Raw genomic sequence first — 18,554 nt, forward strand, 5'->3', positions numbered from 1 at the left:
CTTTTGTGCTTTAAAAAAAACTTTATTTGATCGCAGAGGTGATTGATTAAAAAATGTTTTTAATACAAAAGTGTCTTAATAAAAAGCATAGAAATAGTAAACCAAGAATTGCAGTCGTTATTCATCGTCGATCTACATATACTGGTCGTTTGGGAAAATTTTTGCAACAAAGTGGTTTTGTTCTTGATATTTACCACCATATTTTTGGCCAGAAACTCCCTGATACATTGGAGCATTACTCCGGTATTGTAATTTTAGGGGGGGCGATGAGGGTGAATGATAAGGATGCATATATTCGTGAGGAAATTGATTGGATTTCTTTGGCACTGAACAGAGAATAAGCCTTTTTTGGGTATTTGTCTTGGAGCACAAATGTTAGCGAGAAATCTAGGGGGCGTGTTGCTGCAAGAAGTGATGGAACAGTTGAAGTTGGATGGTATCCACTGGAAGGAACCTTACAAGAAAAGGCATTGATGAATTGGCCAGAAATGGTCTATCATTTTCATGATGAAGGTATTTATGATTTACCTAAAGAGGCAGTACTTTTGGCAACAGGTTGTACGTACCCTATACAAGCTTTCCGTTATGGAAATAATGCGTGGGGATTGCAATTTCATGCTGAATTTACGCGTGCTATGATACGGCGTTTAGTGATTCATTCCGCACACAAATTGATTGAAAAAGGTGCTCAACCTGCTTCCGAACATTTAAAAGGCCGTTTAAGCTATGATAAGGCTTTGAGCCAATGGTTTGAAAATGCATTGCAACAGATTTTTTGTGTATCTACCACACAAGTGTGAAATTTAAGAATTTTGGTCACCACAATTAGAGAAGGAAAGTTATAACTTTTGTCTATGTTCTTTCCGTTGAAATCAATACGGAAAAGCTTGTCTTTAAGTCATTTACTTTGTGGATTATTTTGTCTTTTTCTGATGCTCATTTATCGCTCGGTCTGTTTTTTTCACATTCAATAGAAGATCATGTTTCCAATTTATTAACAGGGTGTCCGCCAATAATATGATAGCTGTGTGCGAGTATCTACACAAGAACAGTTATCCGGTTACCTATTGATATTGTTTGCGATCAATTTCAGTTTGCTTGGCCTTTGTACGGGATTTCTTTATAAACGAGTCGTTTGATGGCTGGTGCACCAATGTATGCACATCATAGGGTAGAGGTTAAAATTCATTCTTCTGCGTCAATTATTTTTGCTGGAAAAACTTCTATAGTGTTACACTGGCGCAATTCGATAATTAAAACAGCATCTTATTGGATAACGGATAAGACATTTAAGTTTATGGCTGAAAGACTTGAAACTGTACCAATGGTGTCATCTCTTGGGTATCAGAAGTTTCAAGAAAAATTAGGATCTCATACAAAAAATAATAAAGAAGAGGCAAAGAAAATGTTGGAGATCAAACATTCTTGAGAAATGCTACAGGATGTAATTGTGTCTTCGTTAAACAAAAATAATGTATCCAAAAATCACAGTAGAAGTTTTACGTCTTTATCTTAAACGCGAGAATAATAATTTATCAGGGCATATTACTTTCGATGATTTTGATTCTTCTATGTTTTTTGCACCTTATTTTGTTGATTTTCCAAAGATTGAGGGTCATTTAAAAGCCCCATCTGTTAAAAATAGAGGAGGGAGTTGAAAGCAGAATTTGTATAGGCAAAGTGGCATTTTAAGGTGCGGTGAATTTATTTTTCATACAAGTAGTGTAGTGTGTGTCAGAGAGCTTTTTTCTTTTGATGATAAAGATATTTGACAACAAAATTTGGGCTTGTCTTTACTCAGCATATGAAGTTTTTTAAACTATGTAGTGTTTGTTTTCCAAGAAAGCTAATAATCTTCAATCTTTATTTTTTATTTTGAGCATTATGCATAAAAATGCAGACGGCCACCCTCTTCTACCCTCGTTTATTACTCATGGATGGGTAAAGTTAGGTTTTTTAAAATTTGGCCGTCTTGCACCACTTTAAGTCTGAAAAATTATGTTTTAAAGTTGCGCGATCATACCTGCAGCAAAGGTAAACCGAGAAATATTGAGATCGTTTTCAATGAGAGCAGAAATACGATTCGTTATATTATGAATTTGGTCTTCTTGTGTTTTTTTCCAAGCTGTGAACGGATCATTTTTTGCTCCATAATTTTTTAGGATTTTCCTAACAATTTTCCGTAAGCTTTCGGCAATATTTTCTTTTGCTTGGCTTAAGGCCATACTATCATAATAGTCTAGTATGGGAATTGTTTGACTTGCTTCATTAATGCGATTTATACGAATAATTTGAGCAAGTGAGAAATAGATCTCTGCGGTTTGAATAAGGTCGCTGTTGGTTTGTTTTGCAATCAAAGAAATATCACAAATTATTGGGGCAGCTTCCAAGAGAGCCAATTGTCTTGCTAAGGTTTTTGGTGCTCCTTCTTCGTTATAATGTGTTTCTTTTTCTCTAATTTTTTGATTAATATCTTTATCATTAGAATGTGTAAGAAGTTGTTCAATAACACTGCGGGCTTGTTTCATTATTTTCACAAGTTCTTCTAATGGAACAGAAAGATCCATATTGCGCAAACCCCAATTGACTGTTTCAAGAAGCATTGCAGTGATGGCTGCGTAGAATTTATTTTGGACAAGACCAGGTATCTTATTATCAAGCTTATCAATTTGGTCAGACAATTGAGGTATTTCAAAACCATCGCATAGTGTGATGAAAACGCGAATAATATTTTCAATATTTTGCCCTGTTGCATCTTGTAATCGATTAACAAAAGTAGGGCCTCCACGATTTACAATATCATTTGCAATGAGGGTTGCAATAATATTACGACGCAACTGATGATTAATGATTTCTTTCTCGAAGTTTTCTTGAATTTGAGTTGGGAAATAGCGCAATAAAATTGCATTAAAATAATGATCATCGACAATGGGGCTGTGAACGATTTCTTCTTTTAAAGTTAATTTAGCATATGCCAAAATAACGGCGAGTTCTGGACGCACAAGGGCTTGCCCTTGGGTTATTCTTTGTCGCAACGTTTGCTCATCAGGGAGAATTTCAACTCTACGATCCAGAAGCTTTTTCTGTTCCAAATCATGCATAAAGCGTATTTGATAAGGCAAGTCAGCAACGCTTTGGCTTTCAGCCAAGGAAAGGGCTAGTGGTTGTAAATAATTGTTGCGCAGAACTAATTGTTCAACTTGTGGAGTCATTTTTTTCAAGAGTTCATTGCGTGCTTCATGAGTAAGCGTTTTTGCATGAAGTGCTGATGCGAGAACAATTTTGATATTGACCTCAACATCTGAACAATTAACACCTGCAGAGTTATCAATGGCATCTGTATTGCATCGTCCACCGTTTAAGACATATTCAATCCGACCACGTTGTGTAACGCCAAGGTTAGCTCCTTCACCAATAACTTTTGCACGGACTTGTGCACCGGTGATGCGTAATGCATCATTAGCACGATCTCCTACTTGTTCATTAGTTTCTGTTGTTGCACGGATATAAGTACCAATGCCTCCAAACCATAAAAGATCAACAGGTGCTTTGAGAATGGCAGAGATAATTTCAAAGGGCGTTCCTGTTTGTTTTTCAAAACCAATAGCTTGTGCTGCTTCTGGTGAAAGAGTAATGGTTTTAGCTGTTCGTGAGAAAATACCACCGCCTTTTGACAATTTGGTGTGGTCGTAGTCTTGCCAGCTTGAACGAGAAAGTTGAAAGAGACGCATACGTTCTGCGTAGCTTTCAGTTATGTTTGGATTGGGGTCAATAAAAATATCGCGGTGATCAAAGGCTGCGATAAGTTTTGTTTGTTTAGAAAGTAACATTCCATTTCCAAAAACATCACCGGACATATCTCCAACACCGATACAGGTGAAAGGGATAGTTTGAATATCGTGATTAAAAGATTCTCGAAAATGTCTTTTAACCGCTTCCCACGCACCTTTAGCTGTAATTCCGATGGCTTTGTGATCATAGCCTGCTGAACCTCCAGAAGCAAAAGCATCATCAAGCCAAAAGTTGTTTTCTTTGCTGATAGTATTGGCTGTATCAGAAAAGGTTGCGGTGCCTTTGTCTGCAGCGACAACAAAATAAGGGTCATAGTCATCATGACAGATAATGTTATGAGGATGGTTTATTTGGCCGTTAACCAGATTGTCTGTGATGGAAAGCAAAGCCATGATAAAATCAATATAAGCTTGTCGTGCAGCTTCTACTATTATGGCACGGTCATTAGTTTGGGGAAGGCGATGAGGATAAAACCCACCTTTTGCACCTACAGGAACGATAACCGCATTTTTTACCTGTTGAGCTTTCACTAAATTGAGTACTTCAGTGCGATAATCTAATGCACGATCAGACCAACGAATTCCACCACGAGCGATAGAGCCAAACCGCAAATGAACGCCTTCAACTTCTGGCCCATAAACAAAAATTTCTCGATAAGGACGCGGTTCAGGCAAACCTTCAATTTTGCGTGGATCCAACTTGGTTGCTAAAATACGCCTTGGGCTACCATCTGGAAGAGGAGTAAAGGCGTTGGTTCGTAAACTCGCATTGATGAGATTACGATAACGGCGTAAGATGATGTCATCATCTAGACTTGGTACTTTTTGCAATTTTTCTTCAATAAGTTGTTGAATAATTTCTTGTTTTTTCTCGCGTTCTTGTTTTGTATGGCTTTGATGAAACTTCAAATGAAACAAAGCATAAAGATCTTTTGTAATTTCAGGATAGGTGTTTAAAGTTTGGGCAACACGGTTTTGTGAATAAGGAATTCCAGCTTGTTGTAGATAGCGTCCATAATAGCGCAGGACAACAATTTCACGCCAATCAAGTTGTGCTGTTTGGGTTAAGGCATTAAAAGCATCATTGTCAGCATTTAAAGCCCACGTAGCTTTAAATGTTTCTGCGTGCTTTTGAGCGTTTTTATCGAAATCGATACAGATTTTAAAAGCGCTTTCTAGCTGCATATCATGAAGATATACAGACTGTCCATTGCCGTCTGGTAATTCAAGAGTTTGTTCAGCAATGACCAGAAATCCCATATTTTCAAGAAGCGGTACACGTTTGGAAAGTGCTAGCTCTTTGTGCTGGTGAAAGAGCCGGAGAGAAATTATTTGTTTTTCTTTATTATGTGGTTGATGAAAAGTAACGAAAAGTGGTTTTTTATCATTAAGGCTTAAAATATGCCCAGCATCTTCAATGGCGTTTTCAGCTGAAAATAAGTCACGATAGCTGTTAGGAAACTGGCTGGCCAAACGCACTTGTTGCTCTGTTGTTTTGCGGGTAAGAGCTATGGCTTGAATATTATCTTCCCAACTTCGCGCTATGAAACGCACATGCTGTTCAAGTTTGGTACGCTCGATAAAAGGAGCACTTTCGCTCCCTTTACGATGGATTGTATAATACACACGGGTAAGGGTGCTTTCCAAAAACAACGGGTAAGATTCAAAAAAATCACCATTGTAAAGCTCAACAAAATATTCGCCAACTTTTTCGCGAATGTGGCTGCTATATTGTTCACGGGGTATATAGACAAGTATAGATACAAAGCGCTCAAAAGGATCAGTATGAACAAGTACCCGCAAACGTGGACGTTCGTCTAATTGCATGATAAGTTTGGCATTTTCTGTCAATGTATCAATATCAGAACGAAACATTTCATCTCTTGGATAGGTTTCTAAAACACTAATAAGTGCTTTTCCAGAATAGTCAGTGCGATTATGTCCAAGGCGTTGGATAATGGTTATGGCTTTCTCTTTTAAGAAAGGGATTTGCAAAATCGAGCGTGTGTAAGCTGAGGAGGTAAAAAGCCCTACAATGCGCAATTCTCCGCGTAGAGCGCCTTTTGTATCAAAGATTTTAAGCCCGATATAATCGAGCCAAACAGGACGATGAATTTTTGAACGACTGTTGGCTTTTGTCACAATAAGCAAGTTATCGCTCTCCATAAAGGATAATATTTCTTGAGGAGGTTCTTCCACACGTGAATCGCCAATAATGCGAATGGAAGCATCGGTAAGAATACCCAATTCAGTGCCGCTGGCTGTAAAGGCTTTTGTCGGTTCTTGACCTTTGGTGAAATTATAAGTACGTATGCCGAGAAAGATGAAATTATCATCCATCAGCCAATTGAGAAATTCAATGGCTTTTTCACCTTCTTGTTTGTAGTTTGATGGGAGGTTGGTTTTATAGGTGTGGATATGCTTTTTTACCTCTTCAAGCATAGGCTTCCAGTCTTGCACAGCAGCATTTACTTGTTCAAGAACTAAGGTAAGTTCGTCTTTGCACTTTTGTATCTGCTGCTCATTTAATGGCTCAATGTGAATTTGTACTAAGCTGATGCGTTGTCCGGAAGGGCAATCAAGGATGGGATGAGCAATCAAATGAATGTGATTTTTGTTCTGATTGAAAACATTTAAAATAGAATCGAGGAGGAAAGGTTTGTTGTCGTTGACGAGCGTTATAACGGTTATGGGTTTGTTATTGCGGGTCAAATTTTGTTCAAGGCAGATAGTATTTTTCCCTGTCTTGTGGAGATTAAGAGCTTCAATGGCGGCTGTTGCGGCTTCTTCAAGTTCTTTACTTTTATAGCAGGCTGTATCTTCTTTATCCGTATGAGCAAAAAGAGTCTGTTTTATTTTATCTTGTTCACTTTTTGTTGCTGATGCTTTTTCTTGTAACACAATAGTATTCCCTTTTAATTTTTAGGCTTTATTATTTGTAGAAGCAAATTATCATACTGCTTATTGTAGTGTAACATCTTCCCCCTAAAGAGGATAGTTGTTATTTGTGCAGGGTAAATTTATTTTTTCTATTTTACAGTAATAATTTTCTATTTTAAGAAAATATATTGTGTCTATTAAGGGCAGTTTTAGTATTTCATGGTAAGAATAGTCTGTTCTTAAAAATATATAAAGTAAAATTAAATAGAGAAAGTAAATAGAGAATGGTGTGTTTACCAGAAAGACTTTTAAGTGGTTATAAATCATTTATAAATAATAACTTTTTATATAAAGTAGAACATTATCAACAATTGGCAATTGAAGGACAAAAGCCTGAAGTTCTGGTTATTGCTTGTTGTGATTCGCGGGCAGTACCAGAAACGATTTTTGATGCTAATATAGGCGAAATTTTTACTTTACGTAACGTGGCAAATTTGGTCCCGCCTTTTTCTCCTGACCAAAAATATCACGCAACATCAGCAGCTATTGAATATGCTGTGCAATTGCTTGAGGTTAAACATATTGTTGTTTTTGGTCATGCTCATTGTGGGGGGGTGAAAACTGCTCTTAAGGGAACGTGTAAAGCTTTATCTTCAAATGATTTTATTGGTCAATGGATAAGTCTTTTAGCGCTAGCAGCGGAAACAGTTGTTAGCAATAAGTCGCTGACCGTGTTAGAACAACAGGTCGCATTGGAGCAACTTTCTATTCGTCATTCGTTGAGGAATTTAGAAACATTTCCATATATAAAGGCACGCAAAGATCAGGGCATTTTGAAACTACACGGGGTTTGGTTTGATATCTCAAGCGGTGAATTATGGAATGTAGAGCATGAGACAGGTTGTTTTGTGCGTGTTGACGTTGATAGTTCTAAAGAGTAAATTTTGCTATCTTTTTAAGGTACTGTATGATAAATCTTGACAAAATGGGGGTTTTATTGTTTGAAAGAGTGAGCTTTCAGTGACCAAATTAACTTGGAGCCACCGACTGAGACCCCAGTTAAGGGTATAAAGAGATCTCAGAGGTCAACATCCGACGGCGCGATGCGTTCTCGGATGCTTTTGCGGTTTGTTTGTTATGCAGCAATGAGGTAGGTAATGTTTGAATCTTTACAAGATCGGCTTGGCTCCATACTGTCTCATTTGACAGGACGTGGAGCGTTATCGGATCAGGATGTCACAGTGGCGTTGCGCGAAATTCGTCGTGCTTTATTAGAAGCTGATGTTGCACTTGATGTCGCCCGTTCTTTTACTGATAGGGTTCGTGAAAAAGCTGTTGGAGCCGCGATTGTCAAATCAATTAAACCCGGCCAGATGGTTGTTAAAATTGTTCATGAAGAATTGGTTAATGTCCTTGGAAGTGAAGGTGTTCTGAGTGATTTAAATGCACCGGCACCTGTTGTTATTATGATGATTGGTTTGCAAGGTTCTGGGAAAACCACAACAACCGCAAAACTTGCAAAGCGTTTAACTGTCAAAAATAATAAAAAAGTTCTCATGGCGTCCTTAGATACACGTCGTCCTGCAGCCCAGGAACAACTACGCCAATTAGGAGAACAAGCAGAACTTGCAAGTTTGCCTATTATCGCCGGTCAATCTCCTGTTGATATTGCATCACGTGCGGTACAGGCAGCCAAATTGGGTGGTTATGATGTGCTGATTCTTGATACAGCGGGTCGTAACCATGTTGATGAAGCTTTGATGCTCGAATTAGCTGAAATTAAAGCTTGTTCTCTTCCTCATGAAATTATGTTGGTTGCTGATAGTTTGACTGGTCAAGATGCTGTTCATCTTGCGCGTTCTTTTGATGAACGTGTGGGAGTTACAGGAATTATTTTAACACGTATGGATAGTGATGGCCGCGGTGGTGCTGCTCTTTCAATGCGTGCTGTTACGGGAAAGCCGATTAAAGCAATTGGAATCGGTGAAAAAATAGATGCTTTGGAGGAGTTCCATCCTCGTCGCATTGCTGACCGTATTCTCGGGATGGGTGATATTGTTTCTTTAGTTGAAAAAGCTGCTGAAACAATGGATCATGAGAAAATGGCAGCTTTTGCAAAAAAGATGCAGGCTAAAAGATTCGATCTAGATGATCTTGCAGAGCAATTGCAGAAAATGAAAAAACTTGGGGGAATGGGTGGCATTATGGGAATGTTGCCGGGTTTTGGTAAGATAAAAGATCAGATTGCTGCTGCGGGATTTGATGACCGTTTGTTTAATCGTCAATTGGCTATTATTTCATCAATGACGCCCCTAGAACGGGCCAATCCCGATCTTTTGAAACATAGTCGTAAAAAACGGATTGCTAAGGGCTCTGGCACAAGTGCTGCTGATATTAATAAGCTTTTAAAAATACATCGCCAAATGGCTGATATGATGAAAGCTATGGGAGGTAAGGGCAAAAGCGGTTTAATGGGCAAAATTTTAGGAGGATTTGGCTCTAAGATGGGGTTTGGTGATATGGGAGATGTTGCTGGAAGTTCTGGAGTCCTGCCTGATTTATCGGGATTTGATCCAAAGCAATTATCAACACTCCAAAAGCAGATTGAAAATAGTAATGGGGGAACGGTTTTACCTGGTCTGCCAGGGCGTGGGCTTACGTTTCCTGGTCTTTCTAATGGCGTTTCTGGTCGGGGAAAATTTCCTCAGCATCCCAAGAAAAAATAGGATGCAGAGAGGGAAAAAGGTATGACGCAGAAAAAAGTATTAGATGAATTAGTGTATTTACGAGCATCTATTGATAATTTTGATGCAACGTTGGTTCATATTTTAGCAGAGCGCTTTCGTTGTACGAAGGCAATAGGGCTTTTAAAAGCTCGTTACGATTTGCCTACAGTAGATTCTCTACGTGAGCAGCGTCAGGTAGAGAGGTTGCGTAAATTGGCTATAGATAGTCATCTTGATCCCGATTTCGCTGAAAGATTTTTGAAGTTTGTCATTAAAGAGGTTGTACATCAGCATGAGGTAATTGCTGAAGAGCAAAAATAAAACACAATAATTTAAAAGAAAGCCAGAACTGACAATAGGAGATAAATATGGCATTAAAAATTCGTTTGTCCCGTGGAGGTTCAAAAAAGCGTCCTTACTATCATATTGTTGTTGCGGATGTTCGTAGTCCGCGCGATGGACGGTTTCTTGAACGTGTTGGCGCATGGGATCCAATGTTGCCTAAAGATGGGCCGCGTGTAAAGCTTGATGAAGAACGTATCCAATATTGGCTTAGTCATGGAGCTCAACCAACAGATCGCGTTTTACGGTTTTTAGATGCTGCTGGCTTAAAAAAGCGTCCAATTCGCAATAATCCACACAAAGGTGAACCTGGAACAAAGGCACAAGAACGTATCGCAGCAGCAAAACAAGCTGCTGCTGAAGCTGAAGTAGCAGAAGAAGTATGATTGCCTTTTCACACAATCCGTTGTGTCTTTAAAAGCTTTTATAAATAAAGATGATTATTATCCATTTTTGACAGATAAAAATGGATCTTCTTTAAAAAGTGTTTGATTTTTTTTAAGTCAGCGCTTGTCTTTTAGAAATCAATGGCGCGGCCATTGATTTCCCAATCTCCATAGCGTGAAGGGTCTTTGCCGCCGCGTCCACCGTTTTCTAAAGGTTTTTTTTCATTTGTTGCATTTTTACGCCTTTCTTCAGCTTCGTTTAAAGCGCGTTGTGCTGTAGGAGAGAGGGATTTCTGTTTATTAGTAGTTGCATTTTTTTTGCTTATTTTTTCATCTTTTTCATTCATTTTACACCTATTACATTGAAGAAGTATAAAGAAAGCCCCATCATATAGTATTATTTGTGTTTTATCATGGAGTTTTTTGAGTAATGAATATCATGCGTACAGCGATGCTTTTGGCTTTTATGACTGCTCTTTTTGTAGGAGTTGGTTATCTTGTTGGAGGGGGCAGTGGCATGATCATTGCATTGCTGATTGCAAGTGGCTTAAATTTTTTTTCTTATTGGAATTCTGATAAAATTGTTTTACGTATGTATGGTGCGCGTGAGGTTGATCAATATTCATCGCCGGTTTATTATAAGATTGTAAGTAATCTTGCTCAAAGGGCTTCTCTTCCTCAACCAAAAGTTTACATTATTGATAGTGCGCAGCCGAATGCTTTTGCTACAGGACGTAATCCCCAAAATGCAGCTGTTGCTGCGAGTACTGGATTGTTAAAGCGGTTAAGTGTGGAGGAAATTTCTGGGGTTATGGCACATGAGTTAGCGCATATTGAGCATCGTGATACATTGACAATGACCCTGACCGCAACGATTGCTGGGGCGATTTCTATGCTTGGTAATTTCGCTTTTTTTATGGGGGGATCGCGTAACTCTTCAGAACATTCTCATGGTGCAGGGGGGATTGGGGGTATTATTGCTCTGCTTGTGGCTCCTTTTGCGGCTATGCTGGTGCAGATGGCTATTAGCCGTACACGTGAATATGCAGCTGATCGTCGGGGGGCTGAAATATGTGGTAACCCTTTATGGTTAGCTTCGGCGTTGCGTAAAATTGCAGATGGTGGATCTAGGGTATACAATGAAGAGGCAGAGCATAATCCGGCAACAGCACATATGTTTATTATCAATCCCTTGAGTGGTGAAGGGGCTGATAGTCTTTTTTCTACGCATCCTGCGACTGCAAATCGCATTGCAGCTCTTCTTCAGCAAGCGGAAAAAATGGATAAAAAGGTGATCGAAGGCATGGGATGGGATGGCCAAGGTGGTTTGCATGAAAAAGGCAGAGGTGATGGAGATTTAGATCAAAATGCTCAAAGCAGTATGACAGATAGTCAGGAAGCTAGTGCTTCTCAACGCGTTACGAAACGCCCTTCTTGGCTTCGTTATGAAGATTCAAAAAAGTCTCGATCATAGAGCTTTTAAGGAAAAAAGGTATAAAGGTGTTGTTTTGAAACACAAGCAAGTGGGGCGTGTGTCTGAAAAGAGTACTCCGGGATTAGGTGTTCGGCAGTTGTGTGTTCGTCTTTTAGGAGCTATCCTTGATAAACACGCGTCTCTTTCGGGGTTAACGGATAATGAGCATGGGCACCCACAATATTTAGGGCTTTCACAGCGGGATCGTTCGTTGTGCCGAGCCATTTTGGTAGCGTCATTGCGTCATAGGGGGCAGATTACGGCCGCTTTATCAAGCTTTTTGATGCGTCCTTTGCCTCCACAAGCACTTTCACTTCAACATCTGTTGCATATCAGTGTAGCACAAATTCTTTATCTTGATATTCCTGATCATGCAGCGATTGATTTGGCCGTACGTTTGGCTAAACTTGATCCTCGTATGCGCCGTTTTTCAGGGGTGGTGAATGCTCTTTTACGCAATGTTGCGCGTAATGTGGTGCTTTTACGCCAAAAAGCTCCGAGCATTGAAGAGATTCCGACGTGGTTTGGCCAGCTTTTAGTATCAACTTATGGAGCAGAAAAGGCTGAACAGATTTTAGCAATTCAAAGTGTTGAGCCCCCGCTAGATTTAACAGTAAAATCCGATAGCTCTGGATGGGCTAAACGGCTTGGGGGTGTTGTTTTATCCAATGGTTCTGTTCGGTTAAGCCGTTTGGATTGCTCTGTTTCTGGTTTACCAGGCTATGCAGAAGGTGCTTGGTGGATTCAAGATTTTGCTGCAGCTTTGCCTGCGTGTTTACTTGGAGATATTAAGGGGAAAAATGTTGCAGATCTTTGTGCAAGCCCTGGAGGAAAAACAGCACAATTGGCTTTGCAAGGGGCGAATGTGACGGCAGTTGATATGTCTGCTAATCGGATAAAGCGTTTACAGGAAAACATGAAGCGGCTTCATTTTTCAGTTCACACTTGGCAGGGGGACGTGAGAAATTTCCATCCAGAACGGCTTTTCGATGCTGTTCTTCTTGATGCTCCTTGCTCTTCTACAGGAACGATACGTCGTCATCCGGATATTTTATGGACGAAATCAATGGGTGATATCGTCAAATTGGCGGCGTTGCAATATGATTTACTTTGTGTGGCAATTGCTTTGGTGAAAAAGGGTGGACGCATTGTTTTTTCCAATTGTTCGTTAGCAAGAGAAGAAGGTGAAGATCTCATTGAGAAAATTTTATCGGAACGTAATGACATTATTTTAGAGCCTATTTGTATAGAGGAAATGGGTACTATGGCGCATTTGCTTTCTGTTAAGGGAACTTTGCGTACAACCCCTGCAGATTTTTGTCGTGAAAACTTTAATGCTGAGAGAAACGTGTTTTTAGGAATGGATGGTTTTTTTGCAGCACGTTTACGGAAAGTGGCTTAATTAACGATTCATTTACTAAAATGGCTGAAATTGTACACAATTTAGCATATATGGAGATGAGATTGTGGCAGTTGCGGTAAATGGTTCTCGGGTAAAGGTGGCGGCCTTTATGTATATGACACACCAATTTGTACGGCGTTTATGGGTTGGGCCACTGTTTCGTTGGCGGTTTTCAGGGTTTCGTCCCTATAAAATTTTAGCGCATCCCATTGATTTGTGTTTAGCTGATCCGATAATGGCGCATGAATTTTATCATGGTCGTTTTGCTTTTGCGGGTCGTATTGTTCATTCTGGTGCTGTTTCTCCTTTTTCATTGGTTCCACCAACGCTGGAATGGGAAGCGGCTCTTCATGATTTTCATTGGTTGCGACATATGGCGGCAGCGCAGAGTGATTTAGCTGCGGCACATGCGCGTTCTCTCGTAGAAGATTGGCTTGATCATAGTGGAAAGAAGGTAAAAGGGCTTCCTTGGAGTGGGCCAGTTGTAGCACGACGTTTGATTTCGTGGATTTGTCACTCAAAAATGTTGTTGCAAGGTGCAAGTGAGCGGTTTGAAAAACGCTTTTTGCGTGCACTTGGTTTCCAGTTTCGTTATTTACGTGTGATGATTGGCAGTATGGAAAAGAATGATCAACGTTTACAAGCTGCAGCAGCTTTGACATTCGCATCTCTTGCTTTGCCTGTTTCTGCGGCAATAAAAAAGAAGGTGCAAGCCTTTCTCATAGAGGAACTTTCTCGTCAGATTTTGCTTGATGGTGGCCATATTTCGCGTAGTCCTGCACTTTTACTCAATTTATTATCAGATTTACTGTCTTTACGTCATCTTTTTATGCGCAGCAATGAAACGGCACCACGTGCTTTGATTGATTCTGTTGAGCGTATGTTGCCAGCTTTACGGTTTTTTATCCATGAAGACCAAACATTAGCGCGTTTTAATGGTGTTGGCCCCCTTGTGTCTGAGCGTTTATCGACGCTTTTAGAGTTTGATGAAACAGTGGGGCATCCTTTTAGTTATGCACGTTATTCAGGGTTTCAGCGTTTACAATCTAATCAAACTACGGTGCTTGCAGATACAGGAAAGTTTCCACCACGCTCTGTTGCAGAGTATGCTTGTTCTGGGTGTTTGTCTTTCGAAATGTCTTCACGTGGAAGCCGCTTTATTATCAACACAGGTGTTAATCCCTATGGGCGTGAAGAGTATCGACATTTAGGGCGTGTCACCGCAGCACATTCAACAGCAACAGTGAACGATTGTTCAGTGGGTCTTTTCCATAAAAAAAAGAGAAATGGTCCTTCACTTTTACTGGCAGGGCCAACAGATATTAAAGTGCGTCGTATAGAGGACTCAGAGAAGACAGGTTTTATTGCGAGTCATAATGGTTATATGCAGTCTTTTAATCTTGTTCATGAGCGTGGTCTCGTGTTAGCGACAAATGGAGCAATGATTGAGGGTTTTGACCGCTTTTTTACGCCAAACAAAAAGTTATTAAAGAAACACAATGCAGCTCAAAATGAACAAAATAGTGTTGCTGTTCGGTTTCATCTGCACCCGCAAGTTGAAGTCAGCTATGATGGTAAACGTGTGCGTTTAGCCACGAAGAATGAGCAAGTGTGGTATTTTATATCGCCAGATACTGATATTTATCTTGAAGATTCTATCGATTTTGCTGGATTAAAAGGTCCGCAACGTACACAACAGATCGTTTTGTATTTCCGCCCTGCATTTCAAGAAAAAATACGTTGGCGTTTTATACGCCGTTAGTTGGAATAATGAGTTGCTTCTTTCATAATACGAATAGAAGAATAGTTATTATTTGTGTTTACAATTAAAGGCGTTTTATCCTTTGGGTGTATTTTAATAAAGACGTGTGCTATGAACGCATAAGCTTATTTTGTTTTGATTTTAACTATTTAATTTTTAGGATTCCTATTATGGGTATCGTTGCAAAAAATTTTCCGATACCGGATCTTCATCAGGTTCGTCGTGCTCTTTTCTCTGTATCTGATAAAACAGGCGTGGTTGCGTTTGCACAAGCGCTCCATGCTTATGGTATTGAATTGATTTCCACAGGAGGAACAGCAAAAATATTAATGGCTGCTGGTTTGCCGGTAAAAGATGTTGCTGAAGTTACTGGGTTTCCGGAAATAATGGATGGTCGTGTCAAAACTCTCCATCCCTTAATTCATGGTGCTTTATTAGCAGTAAGACAAGATCCCAATCATTTTGATGCGATGGAAAGGTATGGTATAAATGGAATTGATCTTCTGGTTGTGAATCTTTATCCCTTCGAAGAGACTTCCAAATCTGATGCAGATAGACAAACAATCATTGAAAATATTGATATCGGTGGACCGGCAATGATTCGTGCTGCAGCTAAGAATCATGCTTATACTGGTGTTGTAACAACGGTTAGTGATTACGATAAAATTCTTGCTGAATTAAAACAGCATGAGGGTTGTTTAAGTTTTTTTATGCGACGTCAGTTAGCAATGCGTGCTTATGCATATACAGCTGCTTATGATTCAGCGATAGCAGAGTGGTTTGCACAGGACTTGCAAATTAAAACGCCGTCTTGGCAGAGTTTTTCCGGTCATCTTAAAAGTGTTATGCGCTATGGGGAAAATCCACATCAACAGGCAGCATTTTATCGAAATAGTGATAAACGTTTTGGTGTTGCTACAGCAAAACTTTTGCAAGGCAAAGAACTTTCTTATAACAATATGAATGATACAGATGCGGCTTTTGAACTTGTGGCAGAATTTGATCCCCGGAAAACTGCTGCTGTTGCTCTTATTAAGCATGCTAATCCTTGTGGTGTTGCAGAAGGGCGAAGTTTGAAAGAGGCTTATTTAAAAGCTCTTATGTGTGATAATGTTTCAGCATTTGGTGGAATTATTGCTTTAAATCAACCACTTGATGAAGAATGTGCTGGGGAGATTATCAAAATTTTTACGGAAGTGATTATTGCTCCTGATGTTACAGAAGCAGCCCGTGAAATTATTGCACAGAAAAAAAATCTTCGTTTGTTGATTACAGGTGGTTTACCTGATCCACGTTGTGGAGGGATTATTGCCAAAACGCTTTCGGGGGGAATTTTGGTGCAGTCACGTGATAATATGGTTGTTGATGATCTTAAACTGCAAGTGGTGACAAAGCGGGCACCAAGTCAAGATGAAATGCGGGATCTTCAGTTTGCTTTTCGTGTTGTGAAACACGTCAAGTCAAATGCTATTGTTTATGCAAAAAATAGTGCAACAGTTGGGATTGGTGCTGGCCAGATGAGTCGTATTGATTCAGCTAAAATTGCTGCACGGAAAGCTGAAGAAAGTGGACAAAAGTTGGGTTTAACAGAAGTTCCCACTAAAGGTTCTGTGGTTGCGTCAGATGCATTTTTTCCGTTTGCAGACGGTTTATTAGCTGTTGCTGAAGCTGGTGCAACAGCAGTTATTCAACCGGGAGGATCCGTCCGTGATGAAGAAGTTATTGCTGCAGCTGATGCGCACGGATTAGCCATGGTTTTTACAGGTGTGCGGCATTTTCGCCATTAACTGTTTTGATTTCTATTGTTGTTTCTCTTGGATAAAGTGAATTTAAAATAAGCACATTGTATTCCACATGCATGTCGTTTATGCAGCTATAATGGGAGTATTTTGTGTAATTTTCTTTATCTTATATTTAGAGGGGATAACATAAAGTTTTGTAAAAAATATCGTGCTGTGCATTCCTGTTGGAATTTATGCTGTTATCATCACATAATAAATATATTAACTTATTTTTTAAATACAAACTCAATGTTTGGCAGTAATTGTGGTGATATTTGCTCGATTCTAGAGCGTTATTTTCTAAGTCTTGTTGATTTTTATTAATACTCAATGGTGTGTTTTATTGTTGTCTATAATCTGGTGTTTGATTGTGCTGGAGCTTTATTAGGCTGATCAATGTCTGATGAAGAAATTATTGCTGCAGCTTTAGATTTACAAGTTTCGTGATGAAATCGGGTGTATTTTTCTGTGTGGTAAGATTTTTATTGCTGTGGCATTTAGAAAGATAGGTTTCAAATTTGGAATATTTTCAATATACTAATTTCTAATTATTTTATGAAAAACATTTTTAAAAGTAAAAATGCTTAAGAGCCTGTTTCAAAGTATTAGAGTGTTCATGTATTTTCTTCAATTTTTTTGCCGTAGTAGAAAAATAGAGGCACCTAATACGCCAGCAGCTAAGACAAACCACGTGATAGCATAGACAAGATGATTGTTTCGAAAATGTACTACAGTTAAACCTGTAATAGGAAAGTTTGCTTGCGGGGTTGTTGCTTTTCCAGCATCAATAAAATAAGGAGCAACAATGGATAGGCCAAGTTTTTGTGCCATAGCAGGAAGATCGCGTGCGTACCATAAGTTGTTATCGGGATTATTTTTGCGTGGAAAAACCCCATTTTTTTCACTCATGCGTAACAGACCGATAATTGTGGTTTGCTCTACGTTTTCAGCAGAATGTATGTTAGCTGTGTCGTTGGTGTTTGGTTGTTCAGACTGTTGAAAGTGATGGCGTACATCCATGGGAATAAAACCACGATTCACAAAGGTTAGTGCATCATCATCTGTTTGTAGAGGTGTTAAAACCCAATAACCACTGGTGTTTTGAGCTACAGCAGTAACAAAAATGTTTTTATTTTTGAGTAATTTCCCCGTAATGACAACAGGACGATATTCATCTTTTTCAAAAGTGACATATTTCCATTGATTTTTGGAGGGTGCTTCGGTGGGGGTTAAATGAATACGTTGATTGGCACTTGTGATGAGATCTGTTTTCCATTTTAATCGTTGTATTTGCCAGACGCCTAGTGCACTGAAGATAATAAAAGCACTTATACATAAAACACCAAACAGAATAGAAGAGAAATTAATGTGCTTGTTTGGAAGTTTTGTTATGGAGTCGTGTATTTTTCTCATCGTTAATACTTTCTTTATGTCGTAAGCATTCTTTGTAGCATGGAGAGTGTTAAAAAAAAACATTTTGCATGCTTTATCACCCTAATTGTAGGAAAAGATTAAGAGAATTATTTGCAAGGGATTCAAAAGGTTTTAAAAAAGACTTGACCTTTTGTCGTCTACACCCTATCAGAGATATAATTTATCAGCCTGTTCAATGCAGTATTGCATAAGTTTTACAGGTTTTGTGGTCTAAGAGTTTTTTAGAGTTTAAAGGTGAAGTTCATGTCTCGTGCTTGCGAATTGACAAGGAAAGCCGTTCTTTATGGCAATAATGTTAGCCATGCGAACAATAAAGTCCGTCGTCGTTTTTTGCCAAATCTTTGCAATGTGACATTGATTTCGGAAATATTGCAACAAGGTTATCGCTTGCGCGTTTCGGCAAGTGCTTTGCGTTCTGTTGAGCATTGTGGTGGGCTTGATAACTTTTTAATAAAAGCTGGCGATAAAGAATTATCACAACGTGCACGTTTGTTAAAACGCCAAATCGTTAAGAAAAAAGCTGAACAAAAGGTTAAGCAAGCAGCGTAATTGTTGTTTTTTTAATTCACATGCTTT

At 39.2% G+C, this 18,554-nt stretch carries 14 protein-coding genes and 1 pseudogene; 12 read left to right on the plus strand and 3 right to left on the minus strand.

The window, feature by feature from the left end:
• The first annotated feature begins 53 nt into the window (after nt 1-53).
• The 3 genes and pseudogenes from WCP76_RS01010 (at nt 54) to WCP76_RS01020 (ending at nt 1,658) form a co-directional block, all read left to right on the plus strand.
• Nucleotides 54-800 (plus strand): annotated as a pseudogene (locus tag WCP76_RS01010) (glutamine amidotransferase).
• A 338-nt stretch (nt 801-1,138) separates the two neighbouring features.
• The gene (locus tag WCP76_RS01015) at nt 1,139-1,429 is read left to right on the plus strand and encodes a hypothetical protein (protein WP_336293827.1); all 291 of its coding nucleotides are present in this window, start codon (nt 1,139-1,141) and stop codon (nt 1,427-1,429) included.
• Between the two features lie 43 nt (nt 1,430-1,472).
• Nucleotides 1,473-1,658 carry a hypothetical protein gene (locus WCP76_RS01020; protein ID WP_336293828.1) on the plus strand — a complete coding sequence of 62 codons (186 nt, stop codon included), beginning with the start codon at nt 1,473-1,475 and terminating at the stop codon, nt 1,656-1,658.
• Between the two features lie 345 nt (nt 1,659-2,003).
• On the opposite strand, the gene WCP76_RS01025 is transcribed toward WCP76_RS01020, so the two are convergent.
• Nucleotides 2,004-6,692, minus strand: a complete 4,689-nt coding sequence (locus WCP76_RS01025; protein ID WP_336293829.1) for an NAD-glutamate dehydrogenase — start codon at nt 6,690-6,692, stop codon at nt 2,004-2,006.
• A gap of 263 nt (nt 6,693-6,955) precedes the next feature.
• Here WCP76_RS01025 and WCP76_RS01030 point away from each other — a divergent pair, with 263 nt between their 5' ends.
• From WCP76_RS01030 to rpsP, 4 genes are all read left to right on the plus strand, one after another.
• The gene (locus tag WCP76_RS01030; protein ID WP_336293830.1) at nt 6,956-7,612 is read left to right on the plus strand and encodes a carbonic anhydrase; all 657 of its coding nucleotides are present in this window, start codon (nt 6,956-6,958) and stop codon (nt 7,610-7,612) included.
• A gap of 216 nt (nt 7,613-7,828) precedes the next feature.
• Nucleotides 7,829-9,397, plus strand: a complete 1,569-nt coding sequence (ffh, locus tag WCP76_RS01035) for a signal recognition particle protein (RefSeq protein WP_336293831.1) — start codon at nt 7,829-7,831, stop codon at nt 9,395-9,397.
• Between the two features lie 21 nt (nt 9,398-9,418).
• The gene (locus tag WCP76_RS01040) at nt 9,419-9,718 is read left to right on the plus strand and encodes a chorismate mutase (protein ID WP_336293832.1); all 300 of its coding nucleotides are present in this window, start codon (nt 9,419-9,421) and stop codon (nt 9,716-9,718) included.
• A 47-nt stretch (nt 9,719-9,765) separates the two neighbouring features.
• The gene (gene rpsP, locus WCP76_RS01045) at nt 9,766-10,125 is read left to right on the plus strand and encodes a 30S ribosomal protein S16 (protein WP_336293833.1); all 360 of its coding nucleotides are present in this window, start codon (nt 9,766-9,768) and stop codon (nt 10,123-10,125) included.
• A gap of 131 nt (nt 10,126-10,256) precedes the next feature.
• Here the strand turns inward: rpsP and WCP76_RS01050 are convergent, their stop codons facing one another.
• The gene (locus tag WCP76_RS01050) at nt 10,257-10,472 is read right to left on the minus strand and encodes a DUF1674 domain-containing protein (protein WP_336293834.1); all 216 of its coding nucleotides are present in this window, start codon (nt 10,470-10,472) and stop codon (nt 10,257-10,259) included.
• Between the two features lie 83 nt (nt 10,473-10,555).
• Here WCP76_RS01050 and htpX point away from each other — a divergent pair, with 83 nt between their 5' ends.
• The 4 genes from htpX to purH all read left to right on the plus strand — a co-directional run bounded on the left by htpX (nt 10,556) and on the right by purH (nt 16,550).
• Nucleotides 10,556-11,599 (plus strand): zinc metalloprotease HtpX, encoded by a 1,044-nt coding sequence (htpX, locus tag WCP76_RS01055; protein WP_336293835.1) that lies wholly within the window; start codon nt 10,556-10,558, stop codon nt 11,597-11,599.
• Between the two features lie 34 nt (nt 11,600-11,633).
• Nucleotides 11,634-13,001 (plus strand): RsmB/NOP family class I SAM-dependent RNA methyltransferase, encoded by a 1,368-nt coding sequence (locus WCP76_RS01060; RefSeq protein ID WP_336293836.1) that lies wholly within the window; start codon nt 11,634-11,636, stop codon nt 12,999-13,001.
• A gap of 64 nt (nt 13,002-13,065) precedes the next feature.
• Nucleotides 13,066-14,763 carry a heparinase II/III family protein gene (locus tag WCP76_RS01065; protein WP_336293837.1) on the plus strand — a complete coding sequence of 566 codons (1,698 nt, stop codon included), beginning with the start codon at nt 13,066-13,068 and terminating at the stop codon, nt 14,761-14,763.
• A gap of 170 nt (nt 14,764-14,933) precedes the next feature.
• Entirely contained in the window at nt 14,934-16,550 is a 1,617-nt protein-coding gene (gene purH / locus WCP76_RS01070; protein WP_336293838.1) for a bifunctional phosphoribosylaminoimidazolecarboxamide formyltransferase/IMP cyclohydrolase, read from the plus strand.
• Between the two features lie 621 nt (nt 16,551-17,171).
• Here purH and WCP76_RS01075 read toward each other — a convergent pair.
• Nucleotides 17,172-17,957 (minus strand): SURF1 family protein, encoded by a 786-nt coding sequence (locus WCP76_RS01075; protein ID WP_336293839.1) that lies wholly within the window; start codon nt 17,955-17,957, stop codon nt 17,172-17,174.
• A gap of 264 nt (nt 17,958-18,221) precedes the next feature.
• Here WCP76_RS01075 and rpmB point away from each other — a divergent pair, with 264 nt between their 5' ends.
• Nucleotides 18,222-18,527, plus strand: coding sequence for a 50S ribosomal protein L28 (gene rpmB / locus WCP76_RS01080; protein WP_336293840.1), 306 nt, complete (start codon nt 18,222-18,224; stop codon nt 18,525-18,527).
• Nucleotides 18,528-18,554 lie beyond the last annotated feature (27 nt).

It is taken from the genome of Bartonella vaga, assembly GCF_037070895.1.
Lineage (GTDB): Bacteria > Pseudomonadota > Alphaproteobacteria > Rhizobiales > Rhizobiaceae > Bartonella.